This is a genomic window from Pleurocapsa sp. PCC 7327 (assembly GCF_000317025.1).
In the GTDB taxonomy this organism is placed as follows: Bacteria; Cyanobacteriota; Cyanobacteriia; order Cyanobacteriales; family Microcystaceae; genus Hydrococcus.
Window position 1 is genome coordinate 723,875 of sequence record NC_019689.1, and the last position, 16,623, is coordinate 740,497.

Annotated in this window: 10 protein-coding genes and 3 pseudogenes; 8 read left to right on the forward strand and 5 right to left on the reverse strand. The window is 45.1% G+C overall.

Annotated elements, in window-relative coordinates; translation table 11 throughout:
* Positions 1-211: 211 nt before the first annotated feature.
* Positions 212-1,720 carry a hypothetical protein gene (locus PLE7327_RS03185; protein WP_015142420.1) on the forward strand — a complete coding sequence of 503 codons (1,509 nt, stop codon included), beginning with the start codon at positions 212-214 and terminating at the stop codon, positions 1,718-1,720.
* A 399-nt stretch (positions 1,721-2,119) separates the two neighbouring features.
* On the opposite strand, the gene PLE7327_RS03190 is transcribed toward PLE7327_RS03185, so the two are convergent.
* On the reverse strand, positions 2,120-3,856 hold the full coding sequence (locus tag PLE7327_RS03190) for an NFACT family protein (protein ID WP_015142421.1): 1,737 nt from the start codon (positions 3,854-3,856) through the stop codon (positions 2,120-2,122).
* A gap of 14 nt (positions 3,857-3,870) precedes the next feature.
* On the opposite strand from PLE7327_RS03190, the gene PLE7327_RS03195 reads away from it, so the two are divergent.
* The 5 genes from PLE7327_RS03195 (at position 3,871) to gcvT (ending at position 9,902) form a co-directional block, all read left to right on the forward strand.
* Positions 3,871-4,968: an AI-2E family transporter gene (locus PLE7327_RS03195; RefSeq protein ID WP_015142422.1), complete on the forward strand. Its 1,098-nt coding sequence runs from the start codon at positions 3,871-3,873 to the stop codon at positions 4,966-4,968.
* A gap of 55 nt (positions 4,969-5,023) precedes the next feature.
* Positions 5,024-6,031 (forward strand): CAP domain-containing protein, encoded by a 1,008-nt coding sequence (locus PLE7327_RS03200; protein WP_015142423.1) that lies wholly within the window; start codon positions 5,024-5,026, stop codon positions 6,029-6,031.
* Positions 6,032-6,043: 12 nt separating this feature from the next.
* Positions 6,044-6,673, forward strand: coding sequence for a ribonuclease D (locus tag PLE7327_RS03205; protein ID WP_186005385.1), 630 nt, complete (start codon positions 6,044-6,046; stop codon positions 6,671-6,673).
* Positions 6,674-6,749: 76 nt separating this feature from the next.
* Positions 6,750-8,711 (forward strand): protein kinase, encoded by a 1,962-nt coding sequence (locus tag PLE7327_RS03210; protein ID WP_015142425.1) that lies wholly within the window; start codon positions 6,750-6,752, stop codon positions 8,709-8,711.
* Positions 8,712-8,774: 63 nt separating this feature from the next.
* Positions 8,775-9,902: a glycine cleavage system aminomethyltransferase GcvT gene (gene gcvT / locus PLE7327_RS03215; protein ID WP_015142426.1), complete on the forward strand. Its 1,128-nt coding sequence runs from the start codon at positions 8,775-8,777 to the stop codon at positions 9,900-9,902.
* 2 nt (positions 9,903-9,904) lie between these two features.
* On the opposite strand, the gene PLE7327_RS03220 is transcribed toward gcvT, so the two are convergent.
* The gene (locus PLE7327_RS03220; RefSeq protein WP_015142427.1) at positions 9,905-11,116 is read right to left on the reverse strand and encodes a M20 family metallopeptidase; all 1,212 of its coding nucleotides are present in this window, start codon (positions 11,114-11,116) and stop codon (positions 9,905-9,907) included.
* 609 nt (positions 11,117-11,725) lie between these two features.
* Positions 11,726-12,124 (reverse strand): annotated as a pseudogene (locus PLE7327_RS03225) (NCS2 family permease); the annotation flags it as partial.
* A 60-nt stretch (positions 12,125-12,184) separates the two neighbouring features.
* On the opposite strand from PLE7327_RS03225, the pseudogene PLE7327_RS23105 reads away from it, so the two are divergent.
* Positions 12,185-13,027, forward strand: a pseudogene (locus PLE7327_RS23105) (IS5 family transposase).
* A gap of 18 nt (positions 13,028-13,045) precedes the next feature.
* Here the strand turns inward: PLE7327_RS23105 and PLE7327_RS03235 are convergent.
* Positions 13,046-14,014, reverse strand: a pseudogene (locus PLE7327_RS03235) (NCS2 family permease); the annotation flags it as partial.
* Positions 14,015-14,184: 170 nt separating this feature from the next.
* On the opposite strand from PLE7327_RS03235, the gene glcD reads away from it, so the two are divergent.
* Positions 14,185-15,666, forward strand: coding sequence for a glycolate oxidase subunit GlcD (glcD, locus tag PLE7327_RS03240; protein WP_015142428.1), 1,482 nt, complete (start codon positions 14,185-14,187; stop codon positions 15,664-15,666).
* A 203-nt stretch (positions 15,667-15,869) separates the two neighbouring features.
* Here glcD and PLE7327_RS03245 read toward each other — a convergent pair whose 3' ends face one another.
* Positions 15,870-16,550, reverse strand: coding sequence for a Crp/Fnr family transcriptional regulator (locus PLE7327_RS03245; RefSeq protein ID WP_015142429.1), 681 nt, complete (start codon positions 16,548-16,550; stop codon positions 15,870-15,872).
* Positions 16,551-16,623: the final 73 nt, after the last annotated feature.

The window sequence follows — 16,623 nt, forward strand, 5'->3', positions numbered from 1 at the left end:
TTATACTACTAATACTACAAAAAGTAGTATAAAATAGCGATCGCCGAAGACGAAAAAATCTAACAGTTAGATACAATTTCCTGGGCAAAACTGGGAACAATAAAATGGCAATACACGCACCCGAACAAAAGAAAGAATTTAGCGTCAAGACTAGCGCATGCCTATAAGAAAGCAAGAAAAGTTCATCGTTTCTCGTTCTTAAAACAGCGAAATGAACGCTAGCAAAGAAATTTTAATCATTGTCGTTATTTTGAGTTTAGCCGCCTTTGCTAGCGCGTTACTCATTATGGTGGACAGTCCTCGCGCCAGAATTTTGTGTACTGCCGCAATTGTTTGCATGACGTTGGCTTACAAGCATCCTCGCCTGGGACTGTGGATGTTTCTGATCTATTTACCATTTGGCGGCACCGTTACCTATGCTGTCGTGGATATCTACAGGGCCGTTAATGGGAGAGTCACCTACAGCAGCGATGCCTCACTGTTTCATTTGGTAAAAGATACGGTTTACTTTCCCGCACTCATTGCTCTAATTGTCTCAAGCGCATCGTTTCAGAAGTTCCAACGAATTGCTAAGCCCCTTTTATTGGCAATTGGTAGCTTGTTGGGAGCATGTTTGTTGACACTGCTATTTGTCAATCTCTCACTTCAGCTAGCGAATCCCCAGAACAACTTTTTGCTTATAGGCGCAATCGGCTTAAAAAGCCTGATTGGCTATGTGCCTTTGATTCTTTGCGGCTATTATCTAATCCGCAACCAAAAAGACTTATTTTTTCTCAATCGCTTGTTGGTTGCTCTGACCTTAATTTGCTGCGGCTTGTGTTTTGTTCAGTTCTTTTTGCTCTCTCAAGGCATTTGTCCGGGTAATAGTCTGTTACCCGAACCCGCATCTTCAAGAGCTAGCCTACTAGCTCGATGTTTTGTTGGCGGTTCTCTACTGTACAATCCTGCCAGAGGTTTAATTCGCTTGCCAGGGACATTTGTTGCTCCTTGGCAATGGTCTTGGTTTCTTATTGCTAATAGCTTTTTTGTCTTTGGCGCTAGTTTGAGCGATCCTTCGCGTTGCTGGCGCTGGTTGGGTTGGATATCGGTAGGCTTGCTCTTGGCTACCACAATTATTTCCGGTCAAAGAGCTGCCCTGCTATGCGTTCCCATTATTTTATTGGTTTTGTTTTTATTAAGTGAGTCAAACAAAAAACAGCTCGCGCTCAAGTTAGGCATTATGGTCTTTCTCGGTTTTTTAATTTTCAGCAGCATCGAGAAAGTTCGGAAAGAATGGCTCGATTTGGTTGGTCGTTGGAATTATTCTCCTCCTCCTCTATTCGTTCTCAATCAATTCCGCAACGTTCTCGAAAACTACAGCGCGTGGCTGGGACAGGGTTTGGGTTTGGCGACCAATGCTGCTCGTCGCTTGGGTAACACGGTGCTGATCGAAACGTTCTACGCTAAGTTACTTTATGAAATCGGTTGGATCGGTCTCCTGACTTTTTTGCTTGTCGTTTCTATGCTCGCGCTACTAACCTTTAGAGCCTATCGATCGCTCGAAAAACCTTCTCTACGACGTTTGGCGCTTTGTTGGTGGATATTTATTTTGTTTATCGGCTATAACACTTATTACTATCCTCTAACTGTCGATCCGGTCGCAGTTTATTATTGGTTTATTGGCGGAGTCATGCTAAAATTACCAGAACTGGAGCGTCAGAAAAGTTTTGATCCTATCTAGTGGATAGTGACACCATTGCTAAATAAAGAATGCTACAGATAGCCTTACACCCAGAGCCGCTGACTAATTGATAATTCGCCATTCGCCATGAAAAGGTAAAAACATTGAATTTCTAGCTAGAATCCATCTCTATTTCCCAATTGCGAACTGATAATTGCGAATTGGTATGACACTGCGAGCGCGTTTATTTTTTCGCTCGCAAGACTTTCAGCACCGGCATCCTACCAAGCTGTAAAAAAAAGACCAGCGATCTCAGTCGCTGGTATCCTCTAATTTTTGTTGTTGCTCTGTCGAGGAAATCTTAGCTGCGCGTTCCCAATTCGCCAGCTATCAAGACTTCTCTATACAGATTGTAACAGGGGGCGTTCCCCTTTGTAAAAAAAGATAAATTTTTTGAACTTATGCATCTGTTGTTAGATATCGTTTTACTTTATGGGGGTATCCCCAAATTACAGTTTCATGCTTGTAGACGACCATTCCTGGTTTAGTGCCTTTGGGTTTATAAACGTACTTGAGTTTGGTGTAGACTACCGGAACGCGATCGCTTTCCCGTGCCTGACTGAAATAAGCCGCCCAATTAGCTGCAAACTGTAAATCGGCTTCGTCGGGAACGGCTCCGGGTTCTAGACGCAACAAAACATGGCTCCCAGCTATTTCTTGGCTATGCAACCAAAGGTCGTAATCCCCTGCCATGCGAAAGGTAAGGCGATCGTTCTGGCGGTTGTTTCTGCCGATCCACACTTCAAATCCAGAGGGCGTGCGATAGCGATAGGGTTTAGATTCGTCTGTGGTACTGCGACTGTGCTGTTGAGTAGCTCCTAGATAATTTTGTTGAATCAGTTCCTCGCGGATTTCCTCTAGCGTTTGTAAATCTTCTGGGTTGTTATAGCCTTCTAGTTGATGCAAACTTGCTTCTACTTGCTCTAAATACTCGATTTCGGAGCGGACTTCTTGGAGTAAAGGTTCTACCGCACCTCTGGCTCGTTTGAGTTTTTGATGCTGTTTGTAGAGAGCTTGTGCGTTCTGCACGCCGTTTTTTTCTGGATTGAGAGAAATACTGACGGGTTCGCCCGTTTCAAAATCCTCAAGGCTAATCGATGTCATCCCAGGTTGCCACCGATGCAGATTCGCCATCAGTAAATCGGCCTGTAGGCGATAGGTATCTGCTGCATCGGATTGCTGCAAGCGTTGTTGGAAACTCTCTGCCTTGAGGCGTAGTTTCTGTAGCGAGTTGCTGACTTTTTGGCGCAATTGATGGCGTAATTGTTGGAAAGTTTCCTGTTCCAGTCGAGCCGTGTAATAACGGTTGAGTAGGGTTTGAACGCTTTCGACAGGTTTAGTCATTCCCCATCCGAGCACCGTATAGCCATCCTCCGTCCAACCGGGTTTAAAATTGCCCGCTTCTAGGATTTGCAACCATTCTTGCCAAAAGTGAAACAGTCGTTGCCAGTCAGAGTCTGCCAACGTTTGCGTGGATCGTTCGGGTTCTAAATTGGCGGCTCGAACCATCGAACGGGCAACAGTAGGACTCAAGCCGCGATAGCTTTTGAGTAATTGCCGCTCAATTGCCCCAGGAATGAGGCTGACTCGTTCTTGCCAGCGCACCCGCGATTCGCTCAAACTCGGTAAATTTCCTGCAAGGGCGGGCGGAAGTTCGTAAGGTTGTCCGGTTTGAACGGTACGAACGCTAGATTGGCTAGCCGTCACTTGATGGGCAGCGGTAACAATCTCTGTGTTAGCATCCGTTAAGATAACATTGCTATATTTCCCCATGATTTCAACGTAGAGATGCCACTGAGGAAGATCGCCGGGACGCTTGGCAAATTGCAAATCGACTACCCTCTCCCAAGGCGCGATCGCGTCTATGGCAGTTAGGGCGTAGCCGTTCAATTGATGGCGCAATTGGTCGCTAAAGGTAAACGTATCGGGAATGCGAGGGGGGGCATCTCCAATGCATATTCTCGCCGCTTGCGGGTGCCAGCAAAGCGTTAACCAGCCTCGCTGCTTGAGGGTACGCAAGGCAAGAACAACGGTGTAGCGATCGCGCTGATAAACCTGTTCGACGCGGGCAGGTAGCCAACGGGTTCTCAGTTCGGCACAAGCAGCCGTTAAAGTAGTAAAGTCAACTGATTGCATAGGGCTTCCTCACAATGAGAGAGGATGGGTTAACGAAAGTACAAAGAGCGGTTAAAGTTCTTGAACGACTGCCTCGCTGGCTAATTTTGGGATTGGCATTTCCGCTACTCGTTCTCAATGGCTGGGTATTTCTTGTGGTATTTCACTATTTCCAGTCTCTCATTACTATCTTTGTTACTGCCAATCTTTTGGCTTTTATCTTGAATTATCCGGTCAATTTGCTGACCTCGCGCGGCGCCAAGCGCAATCGCGCGATCTTATTTGTCGGGTTGTTGGCTGTATTGCTCATTCTCGTTCTCGGTCTTACTTTAGCACCTGCGGTCGTCGGACAGTTTAACGAGCTGATCGCCCGACTGCCTACCTGGATCGAGTCTAGCAGCCAACAAGTTCAAATATTCGATCGCTGGGCGGCAGGACGCAAGCTGCCGCTGAACTTGACGGGTTTGGCGATTCAACTGACAGAACGCCTCGCAGAGCAATTGCAATCTTTGACGGGTCAAGTTTTTAATGTTATCGCAATTACTATCGGCGGCGTTTTCAATTTCGTCTTTATTCTCGTAATGACTTTTTACTTGCTCCTACAGGGCGATCGACTTTGGGATGGAATTTTTCTGTGGTTTCCTCAGCCCTACGGTTCCCTGCTGCGACAATTGTTGCGACAGAATTTCCACAACTATTTTATCGGACAAGCTTCTCTAGCCGCCATCATGGGAACGTCTATGACCATTGCTTTCGTGCTGCTGCAAGTTCCCTTTGCGCTGTTGTTTGGTTTGGGCGTAGGCTTTATGGCGCTTTTCCCTTTCGGCACTGGAGTAAGTATTAGCGCAATCAGTTTGTTAATGGCATTAAAAAGTGTTTGGTTGGGATTGAAGGTGCTAGGGGTTGCCGTCGTTATTCAACAAATTATCGAAAATGGCATTGCGCCTCGGTTGCTAGGAGGATTCACAGGACTCAATCCGGTTTGGATTTTAATCGCTTTGTTAATAGGCGCTCAGGTTGCGGGAATTTTGGGACTCTTACTTGCCGTACCCCTAGCGGGTTTTTTAAAAGGTGTCGCCAGCCTGATGCGTTCCCATCTTTTGGAGGAGCATTCTCTTGAGAGTTTAAAATGAAGATTTTAAAGTGAAGAATAAATAAACAGTTAAAAAAATCCTGAAACTTAATTGCATGAATCAGACAGTTGCTGGAATGATTTTAGGATTAGCAATGCTAACTGGGGGATTATTGGGTTGCCAGTCTCTCGACAGTCAGAATGGCGCTTCCTCGCTTCCAGCTTCTCAGAGTGTCGCGTTTGCGCTCGTCAATCCCGATTCTCTTGCTAGCTTAGAGCAAGCTATTTACGAGGAAATCAATCGGTATCGTCAAACCCGAAAGCTACCACCTCTCAAGTTGAATTCAGACATTAGTCGGTACGCCAGAATTCATAGCGAACGCATGGCGGCAGGAATCGTTTCTTTCAGTCACGATGGCTTTGAGAAACGGGTACAATCTATCGGTCAAATCATTCCTTACGAACAAGCGGCAGAAAATCTATCGGTTAATGTGGGATATATAGATCCGGTGAAGGTTGCCGTGCAGGGGTGGATTGCCAGTTCCGGTCATCGTAAAAATCTGGAGGGAGAGTTCGATCTCACTGGAATTGGGGTAGCTAGAAATGCAAGTGGAGAATATTATTTCACGCAAATTTTTCTTAAACAACGTTATCCGAGAGAGACGAATACAGTCGAGGCAGGCAGATGGAAATCTCCCGTACCGACTAAGAATTCTCCCTTAGACTCTTCTTTGCTGATTACCATAGAACAAGAAGTTTATCGACAGGTCAATCAGTACCGCCTGTCTCGCAATCTAGCTCCTTTGAGGTTGGATGCCCGACTCAGCTATGAGGCGAGACTTTACAGTCAAAAAATGGCACGAGGAGAAGCGCCTTTCAGCCATGATGGAAGAGAAGAACGATTCAAAAAAGTCGGACGGATCGTTCCCTATCGCAAGGCAGCAGAAAATCTCGCTGTCAACAAAGTGTTTGCCGATCCGGGATCGGTTGCTGTAGAAGGATGGATTAGGAGTTCCGGTCATCGCCAAAATATGGAGGGAAAATTCAATGTTACGGGGATTGGCGTTGCCAAAAATCACCAAGGTGAATACTATCTTACCCAGTTTTTTATTCTTAAACGGTAGAACATTTTTATGATGAGTTTAGAAAATTTTCAAGTTTGCGATCGCGATCTTCCTCAAGACACTCTATCGAAGTATCTATCGGTTGAAGCGATCGCGGTCGATACCGAAACGATGGGATTGATTCCCGGACGCGATCGCCTGTGCTTAGTACAATTATGCGATCCGAGTGGATTTGTCACGGCAATTCGCATCGCCAAAGGACAAACGGAAGCGCCTAATTTAAAACAATTAATGGAAGCAACTAATATCACTAAAATTTTTCACTTTGCTCGTTTCGATCTCGCTCAACTTCGTTACAATTTTGGAATAGAAACTCAACCAATTTTTTGTACTAAAATTGCTAGTAAATTAGCTCGAACTTATACATCCAATCATGGATTAAAAAACTTAGTTCAAGACTTAGAAGGAGTAGAATTGGACAAAAGCTCTCAAAGTTCTGATTGGGGCAACGCAGCTAATTTAACTGAAGCGCAATTGAGCTATGCAGCAAATGATGTACGCTATTTACATGGGTTGAGAGATAAGCTGACGACAATGCTCAAACGAGAAGACCGTTGGGAATTAGCACAGCAGTGTTTTGCTTGCCTTCCTACCTTTGTTGCCTTGGATTTATTACAATATCAGGCTATTTTCGATCATTAATAAAAAGTCATAAAATTTTTGCTTAATTGTCAGTTTTTTGTCAATTTTATGTATCGATTTATTGAGTATTTATTTAATGACAAAAACACTGTTAAATAATCGCTATCAAATCTTACAAATTCTGGGCAAAGGTGGCTTTGGCGAAACCTTTCTGGCGATCGATACCCATATGCCTTCAGCCAGAAAATGCGTCATAAAGCAGCTCAAACCTGCCATTCAAGTCCCTACAATCCCGCAGTGGTTACAAGAACGATTTAAGCGAGAGGCGGCGGTTTTAGAAGAATTGGGAGAAAATCATCTTCAGATTCCCCGACTGTATGCCTATTTCTCTGAAGGCGGCGACTTCTATCTAGTTCAGGAATGGATAGAAGGCATGACGCTCACCCAAAAACATCAACAAAAAGGTAATTTTTCGGCAGAAGAAGTTAGAGAAATTCTGCTCGATCTCTTGCCCGTTCTGGATTATATCCACAGCCGCCGCATTATTCACCGAGATATCAAACCCGACAATATTATTCTGCGTGCTTGTGATGGCAAACCCGTTTTAATTGACTTCGGAGTCATGAAAGAAGCCGTGGCAACGGTAATTAACACCGATGGAACGACAACTTATTCCGTTGCCCTCGGAACCCCTGGTTATATGTCCTCCGAACAGGCGGCAGGTCGTCCCCTTTATTCTAGCGATCTCTACAGCTTAGGGTTAACAGCCGTCTTTTTACTGACGGGGAAAACCCCACAATACTTATCTACAGACGAGCGCACCGGAGAGCTGATCTGGCGACAAGATTTACCCGATCTCGATTCTAATCTAGCCGCAGCGATCGATCGCGCTATTCGCTTTCATCCGCGCGATCGCTTTTCCTCGGCCAAAGAAATGCTTGCCGCCTTGAAAGGCAGTGTAAAAATGCCCAAAGCAGTTCCTGTTGACGCTTCCGAGCAGGCAAGGCAAGTCCAAACCCATCTCCAGGAAAAAACAAACCTGATGGGGGCGACTCCTTCAGCGCCAACGGAATCAGAAAACGCTTGGATGCAGTGGGTATTTGGACTGTTGCTGTTTTCGGGAGTAATAGCGGGAGCTTTTGCGGTTGGCTATTATGCCTTTTCCCTAAGAGAGTCTTCCAATCCTTCGCCTTCCAATCCTTCGCCTTCTGCCCCATTCGACTCAACTCCCCAAACTTTTCCTCCCATTCTCTCGCCAGACTCGAAAGGAACGCAGTCTCCTACGCCGCAACCAGAGGCTACCGCTTCTCCAATCCCAGAAGTTACCCCCAACCCGGAACCGGAAGCGACAGTCAGTCCAGTACCGGAAGCCTCGCCAACCCAGGAGCCGGAAGCCACCGCTAGCCCCTCTCCCGAAGCCTCGCCAACTCAGGAGCCGGAAGCCACCACTAGCCCCTCTCCCGAAGCCTCGCCAATCCAGGAGCCGGAAGCCACCACTAGCCCCTCTCCCGAAGCCTCGCCAACTCAGGAGCCGGAAGCCACCACTAGCCCCTCTCCCGAAGCTAGTCCATCCTCTCCGGAAACGACGAATCAATCCAGTTCGCCCTCAACAGAAGCGACACCCGAACCTTCTGCCACAATTGTCCCCGAACAAACGCCCCCTCAAGAAAGCAAAAACAGTTCTTCAAATGCCGTTCCTATTTTTAACATCGGAACGCCGGAAAGTCGAATCAGAGAAATGCTCGGACAACCTATCTCAACGAGTAAGGGAATCCGAGATAACAATCATATTGTTTTATACAAAAACGTTGTGTCCGATCGCGTAGAACTGGATTATTCAGTCGATTCCAAAACCGAGCAACTAAAACGAACTGAAGTCTCCTTTGCTCAGACAGTTGACCTGTTAACGATGAAAGAAGCTTTGAATAGCTTATTAGGCGGTAAGGCTCCAGAATCTGCCAAACAAGCGTTAGAGCAAATTTATTATCGCCAAAGCGATCGCTATTCATTTACTGTTGGGAATCTAACAGGAACGATAGAGCGAAATCAAAGCGATCGCATTTATATGAAAGTTTGGGAAACCGATTTTCATTCTTAAGCCAAAATTCGGATTTTTCCCGTAGGATAAAGATTAATTCTTTCGCTTGGACAATCAGAAGCCGTGGCAGAATCGGAAACCCTTTCTAACCTCTTACGCACTCCCCTGTTCGACCTCGAAGTAGAACAGAAAGCCAGACTGACGGCTTTTTCTGGATGGGAGATGCCAGTGCAGTTTAGCGGACTCAAGCAAGAACACGAGGCAGTGCGGACTGCTGTGGGCATGTTCGATATTTCTCACATGGGCAAATTTGTTTTAAAGGGAAAAGAATTGCTCAAAAGTCTTCAATCCTTGGTGCCCTCTGACTTGGAAGGCTTGCAACCCGGTCAAGCACAATACAGCGTCCTTCTCAACCCTCAAGCTGGCATCATTGACGACATTATCTTCTACTATCAGGGCGAGGATGAAACTGGCGAGCAACATGGCGTATTAATTGTTAATGCTGCCACGACTGTTAAAGATAAAACCTGGTTGTTGGAACACCTCAATTCAACTGCCGTTCGACTAGAAGATCTTTCCCGCAATAAGGTTTTAATTGCCATTCAGGGACCGCAAGCCCTAGTCTCGTTTCAGCCTTTTGTGCAAGAAGATTTGAGTTCTCTTAAAGCTTTCGGACATCTAGAGGCAACGGTGCTGGACGAACCCGCGTTTATTGCCAGGACGGGTTATACCGGAGAGGACGGGTTTGAAGTTATGCTAGATCCAGCAGTAGGACAAAAATTGTGGCGATCTCTCCGAGAGGCTGGCGTAACTCCCTGCGGTTTGGGCGCGAGAGACACCCTGCGTCTAGAAGCGGCGATGTGCCTCTACGGGCAAGATATCAACGATAAGACGACTCCTTTAGAAGCCGGTTTGGGATGGCTAGTTCATTTGGATAACAAAGGCGATTTTATCGGACGTTCCGTCCTAGAAAAGCAAAAGGCATCGGGGGTAGAACGCCGTTTGGTAGGCTTGCAGATGGAAGGACGACACATTGCCCGCCACGGTTATCCCGTTGTGTCCGGCAGTAAAGTCGTCGGAGAAGTGACTAGCGGGACGCTATCGCCTACTTTAGGGAAAGCGATCGCGCTTGCTTATGTTCCTACCGCTTTAAGTAAAGTCGGACAGTCTCTAGAAGTAAAAATTCGCGGCAAAACCTATCCCGCTACCGTTGTTAAAAAACCCTTCTACCGTTCTCCCAGTCGTCTTTAATCTTACTGACAAAACTTTTCCACGCAACGGACAAACATTTCTACCCCCACTCCTAAGGCAGCTTCATCAAAATCGAAGCGAGGATGGTGATGGGGATAGGCTAATCCTTTCTCTGGATTGGCGGAACCTAAGAAGAAATAACACCCCGGTACTTCTTGCAAAAAGAAGGACATATCCTCTCCACCCATGGTTTGACACTCTGGGACTATTCCTGCTGGGGTTTCTACCACTTCTAACGCCACAGAACGCACTAAGTCAGCGATACGAGCATCGTTGATCGTGGGAGGATACAGCCGCCAGTAATCTAGCTCGTAAGTTGCGCCGTGACCGTGACAGACTCCCGCGATGATTTCATCAATGCGCTTGCCGATATAATCTTCTAAGGCAGGGTTAAAATAGCGGACGGTCCCGCTCATTCTCGCCGTATCGGCAATGACATTCAGTGCTGTGCCTGCATGGAGTTCCCCAACGGTAACGACTGCTGAATCGATGGGATTGACATTGCGGGCGACAATAGTTTGTAAAGCATTGACGATTTGAGCGCTAACTACTATCGAATCGACAGTTTGATGGGGCATGGCACCGTGTCCGCCTTTACCCTGGATGGTGCAGCGAAAACATTCTACGGCTGCCATTAATGCCCCGCTACGAACGCCTATCGTGCCGAGAGGAAGATTATTCCAAAGATGCAGTCCGATAATGGCATCGACATCGGGATTTTTGAGAACTCCTTCCTCGATCATCGGTTTCGCACCGCCTGGACTTTCTTCTGCGGGTTGGAAGATAATTTTGACAGTTCCTTTGAAGTCGTCTCGATGTTGGGAGAGATAGCATGCCGTTCCCAGCGCGATCGCAGTATGTCCGTCGTGTCCGCAGGCATGCATGATGCCGTCGTGTTTTGAACGATAGGAGACATCATTTTCTTCCTGAATCGGTAAGGCATCCATATCTGCCCGAATTGCCAACACCGGGCCCGGATGATTACTCTCAATCGTGGCGACGATCCCCGTTTTAGCGATGCCCGTTCGATGGTCGATTTCCATTTCTGTTAGTTTCTGGGAAAGGAATTCGGTGGTTAATTGCTCTTGAAAACCCAGTTCGGGACGTTGATGAAATCTTCTCCGCCATTCCACCAAACGGGTTTGCAGGGAGCGAATTTCTAAACGAATTTGAGATAGATCGATAAAGTTTGGAGTGGGAAAAGTAAAAACCATATTTTTAAATCGATTGGCAGACAAAAAATAAAAGTATCTTTAATTAAATTGATAAGATTATTCTTAAACAGATTTGCCTAATTAGGCGTTACTTTAAAGCTTTTAATTTAGATTCTAATTATAGCTTGCACTATAACCAGTAAACATTAAAGCCAAGAAATCAATTTCTTGGCTAAGAGCATAAGTCCATTAAAATGGACTAAAAGCCTTATCTAGTCATCATTTAGTTCTATTATAAGCGAGAACTCTCGCGATTGAGCCAGAGAATTCATTCTCTTGTGGGGTGAAACAAGTAATTTGTTTCTACTATCTAAGACAATTTTATTATTAATCTCCCGCTCAAGTTTTTCTTAATTAGTTGGTATTCCTGCAATTATCCGATCTTTTCGATCTATGAATAAATGATAATTTCTAAACAGAAAATGATGGCAGCCAATAAAAAGGTAAAATTTTGTTTCCATTTCCAAAAATAAATGCGATCGCTAGTATTGCCAAAAATATAAACACAATTAAATCATCGAGGTAAGATGAAAAGTAGAGAGACATAAAGGACTATCCCGTACATGGAATGGCAACAGTTGCTTTTGGTGAAGCGAATGCGCTCTATTTCTACTGTGTACTTCCTATGGTTTTGAGGACGAATCGCAGCAAAAAAACTCCAGCTAAAATCCACATTGCTACTGTTGTTTCTTGAAGCTTTCCTTGAAAGGTTTTGACTAGAGGATAAGTAATAAAACCAAAAGCTAATCCTTCAGCAATAGAATAGCTTAAAGACATCATCAAAATTGTCAAAAATGAAGGGATCGATTCAGCCGGATCGTCCCAACGAATAGCTCGCACATTTCCCGTCATGAGAACGCCAACAATTAACAAAGCAGGAACGGTCGCAAAAGCAGGAATGGCTGAAATTAGAGGAATAAAAAAGATAGAAATCGTTAATAAAATTGCGACAATAACTGCGGCAAAACCTGTCCTTCCTCCTTCAGAAACACCGGCTGCTGATTCAACAGACCTCCAGCAAAAGTCAGAGTAAGTTAGGTAAAATAAAACCAAATTACAATTCGAGTTATGACTTACTCTCAAGTAAAAAATTTAAAACCGACAGAGTTTAAACGGCTTTGTGGAGTATATCCAGAGACGTTTAAAGAGATGGTAAAAGTTCTAGAAGCCGAAAAAGTCTTACAAAAAAAAACAGGACGACCAAATAAATTAAGCGCAGAAGACCAAATCTTAATGACTCTTGAATATTGGCGAGAGTATCGCACCTATTTTCATATCGGAACTAGCTGGGGAATAAACGAGACAACGGCTTTACGAATCACCAGAAAAGTAGAAGATATTTTAATGAAATCGGGACTTTTCAATCTGCCTGGGAAAAAAGCTGTTCAACCCCAAAATACAGAAATTGAAATTGTCGTAGTAGATGTAGCAGAACATGAAATAGAAAGACCGAAAAAAACAAAAAGCTTACTACAGTGGTCGGCAAAAGTGTCACACGATAAAATCGCAAGTTTTAGCTGACGCAAAAACGAGACAAATTCTTTGTATTGCTCATGAGAAGGGAAAAAGTCATGATTTTAAGATTTGGAAAAATAGTAAAATAGGAATCGAACAACAGATAGAATGTTTGGCTGATAAAGGATATCAAGGAATTCAGAAACTTCATCCCAACAGTAGAATTCCCAACAAAAAAAGCGCAATCAACAGTTAAGTCTAGAGCAAAAGAAGTTTAATCGTAAGTTAGCAAGTGAAAGGATTGTAATTGAAAATATTCATCGCAGTCTAAAAATATTCAGAATTCTTTCAAGTCGATATCGCAACCGAAGAAGACGGTTTGGGTTGAGATTTAATTTGATTGCTGGCATTTATAATTATGAACTTCTTTCCCACTCCAATTATGCGATCGCGTAACACTTTTGCAGGAGGTCTAACATAAGTAGTTACAGTAGAAGTTCCCAAAAATGCGCCTACAGTAGTTCCAATTGCGTCTGCCATCAATGCTCGATTAGCGCGGGGCAATTCTCCTTTTGCATTAATATAACCTGCTTGGATTCCAACACCAGATAGCGTTCCAATTGTGTCAAAAATATCGACAAATAGAAAAACAAATGTTACTGCTATAAAATCCCAGATTGTAGATAATTTAATTTGTGAGAAACCAATTAGCGCTTGACCGATTAAATCTATAGGAAATTGCGGAATTGCAACAATTCCTGTAGGCAAAGGAGCAATTCTTAGAATCCATCCTAATAGTGCGGTTGCTAAAATGCCCCAGATTAAGGCACCTTTAACGCGACGGGCAACAAACGCAGCAGTAATCAAAATTCCTACCAATGCCATCAGAGTTGGGGGGTTATTGAAGTTGCCTAATGTCGTGGTGGTTGCTTCGCTAGAAACGATAATTCCCGAACCCGTAAAGGCAATATAAGCAATAAAAAAACCGATTCCTGCTGCCGTTGCTTGTTTAAGACAACTGGGAATCGCTAAGATGAGCTGGCGGCGAATATCTGTAAGCGTTAGCGCGATAAAAATTACCCCTTCAATAAAGACTGACGTAAGTGCGACTCGCCAATCAATTCCCAATCCTTTGACGACGGAAAAAGCAAAAAAGACATTTAATCCCATTCCCGGCGCAAGAACAAAAGGATAGTTGGCCATTAACCCCATCATTAAAGTTGCGATCGCGCTCGAAATTGCCGTAGCGATAACGAGTTCGCTAAAAAGATCTTGGGGTTGTTTGAGAAAGATGGCATTGGACAGAATCGTCGGATTAACCGCCAAAATATACGCCATCGTCAAAAAGGTGGTAATTCCTGCCAAGATTTCAGTGCGAAAATTGGTTTGATATTCTTGAAAGCGAAAGAAAAGAGCGATCGCGCTTAATAAACCGTCATACATTTCAGTGCGTTTCTTGAGACTATTACGGTCACATGATACTGAATCCCAATTAGAAAGACAGCGATCGCGCCAATAAAATCCAAAACCCGCTAGCAGCAGAGACAATTGGTTAGGGGAATCGGGAGAAAGACTTAGAATGATAGAAAAATCTCTACAAAGCGCGATCGACCATGCTACTAAGAAAAATCTTTAACGATACAGATAGTAAATGGAAACCGATTATTCAAGAATTTGAAGCTGTCCTCGGTAAAGATGGAGTAGTGCGGCGCAAAGATGAATTGCTGACCTACGAATGCGACGGATTGACGGCATACCGCCAACGCCCCGCAGTTGTCGTCCTGCCACGCACCACCGAACAAGTCGCCGCCGCCGTCAAAATCTGCGATCGCTACAATCTCCCTTGGGTTGCCAGAGGCGCGGGAACGGGTTTATCTGGGGGGGCTTTACCCGTCGAAGATTGCGTTCTCATCGTCACCGCCCGCATGAAACAAATCCTAGACGTTGACCTAGAAAATCAGCGCGTCGTCGTGCAACCGGGAGTTATTAACAACTGGGTCACTCAAGCTGTTAGCGGGGCTGGATTCTATTACGCCCCCGATCCGTCCAGTCAGATTATTTGTTCCATTGGCGGCAACGTCGCAGAAAATTCTGGCGGCGTTCACTGTCTCAAATATGGCGTTACTACCAATCACGTCATGGGATTAAAATTAGTTATTCCCGACGGTTCGATTATCGATGTTGGCGGTTTCGTCTCGGAAATGCCGGGATACGATCTAACGGGATTATTTGTCGGATCTGAGGGCACCTTGGGCATTGCTACAGAAATTACCCTGCGAATTCTCAAAACTCCCGAATCGATCTGCGTTCTTTTGGCAGACTTTACTAGTATTGAAGCGGCGGGAAGTTCGGTGGCGGATATCATCAGCGCGGGGATTATTCCCGCTGGAATGGAAATTATGGACAACCTCAGCATTAATGCCGTAGAAGACGTCGCCAAAACCAATTGTTACCCCAGAGATGCAGAGGCAATTCTGTTAATAGAATTAGATGGATTAGAGGTAGAAGTTGCCGCCAATAAGAAGCGCGTTGCCGAAATTTGTCAAAAGAATGGGGCAAGAAATATTACTTCGGCAAATGACCCAGAAACGCGCCTAAAATTGTGGAAAGGTCGCAAAGCCGCTTTTGCTGCGGCAGGGCATATCAGTCCCAATTATTTCGTGCAAGATGGGGTAATTCCTCGCACTCAGTTAGCCAGGGTACTTAAAGAAATCAATGCGTTAGGGGAACGATATGGCTATCGCATCGCCAATGTTTTCCACGCAGGAGATGGCAACCTTCACCCCTTAGTTCTATACGATAATTCCGTGCCCGGTGCCTGGGAACAAGTCGAAAAATTAGGCGGGGAAATTCTCAGACTCTGCGTTGAAGCGGGAGGCAGTCTTTCTGGAGAACACGGCATCGGTTCGGATAAGAACTGTTATATGCCCTATATGTTTAATCAAGTCGATTTAGAAACCATGCAATACGTGCGAGATTGTTTTAATCCTAAAGGATTAGCAAATCCTGGCAAGGTGTTTCCGACTCCTCGCACCTGTGGCGAAGCGGCTAATGCTCAAAAGATGGCGCAGTTTAAGGAAGCGGAGTTGTTTTGAAGACAAGTTAGAGGATTGGGGAGACGGAGGTGTAGGGAGTGTGGGAGGTGTGGGGAGAAGGGAAACAAGACTAACCACTAACTTCTATCCGCTGTACGGGCGGGTTTTTGACAATAACTTTAGGGAAATCTCCAGGTTTTTAGATAAACCCGTCCCTAGGGCTACTCCCTAATCCCCAATGACCAAAATCCTTTCATTTAAAATCAAATAGCTGATTTGTTCGGCCAACAAATTAAATTTTCTCCTTCGAGCGAAATAAGTCCTTGCCGACGCAACCTACCCATCAAACGCGTGACAGTAACGCGAGTTGCCCCGATCGCGCTGCCGATTTGGGCGTGGGTTAATGGATAGGGCAGACAATAACCGCGATCGCTCGGTTCTCCATATTCTTCGATCGATAGTTTGAGAAAGCCTACCAATCTGTCAATGGTACGCCTTTGTCCTAACAGGCACAACCAAAGTTGTTTGCGTTGGTGCTGGTAGCGGAAAATTTCTAAAACCTCTCGGCGCAGGTGAGTCCAATTGTCTAGTTCTTGCCAATACATCCAGATGACTGCGGTTTCCTCTACATGGGCGTAGGCTTGCAGGCTAAAAGGCGACTGTACTACAATTTCAAACGGTTGACCCGCCCCGACAAACCCTAAAAAGGCTTTCTCGATGGTTTCTGAAGGCGGAGGATTTTCAGTCTGGCTTGCTTGCATCGATCCGACGATGCGGACGGCACCTTGCCGTACTAAATACAACAAACCCGGACGAGTCGGAATTCTTTCGTCTTTGCTAAAAATTCTCTCGCGGTAGTGAGATTGTGCCCAGTCAATAATATCTTGCCAAGTTAAAAATGGTCGAAATTCTTGGGGATCTGGTGAGGGAGTAGACGAAGACATGACTTGTACCAATTCGCAATTCGCAATTCGCAATTATTAATTCGTAATTGGCTATATATAGTTAAGAATTCCC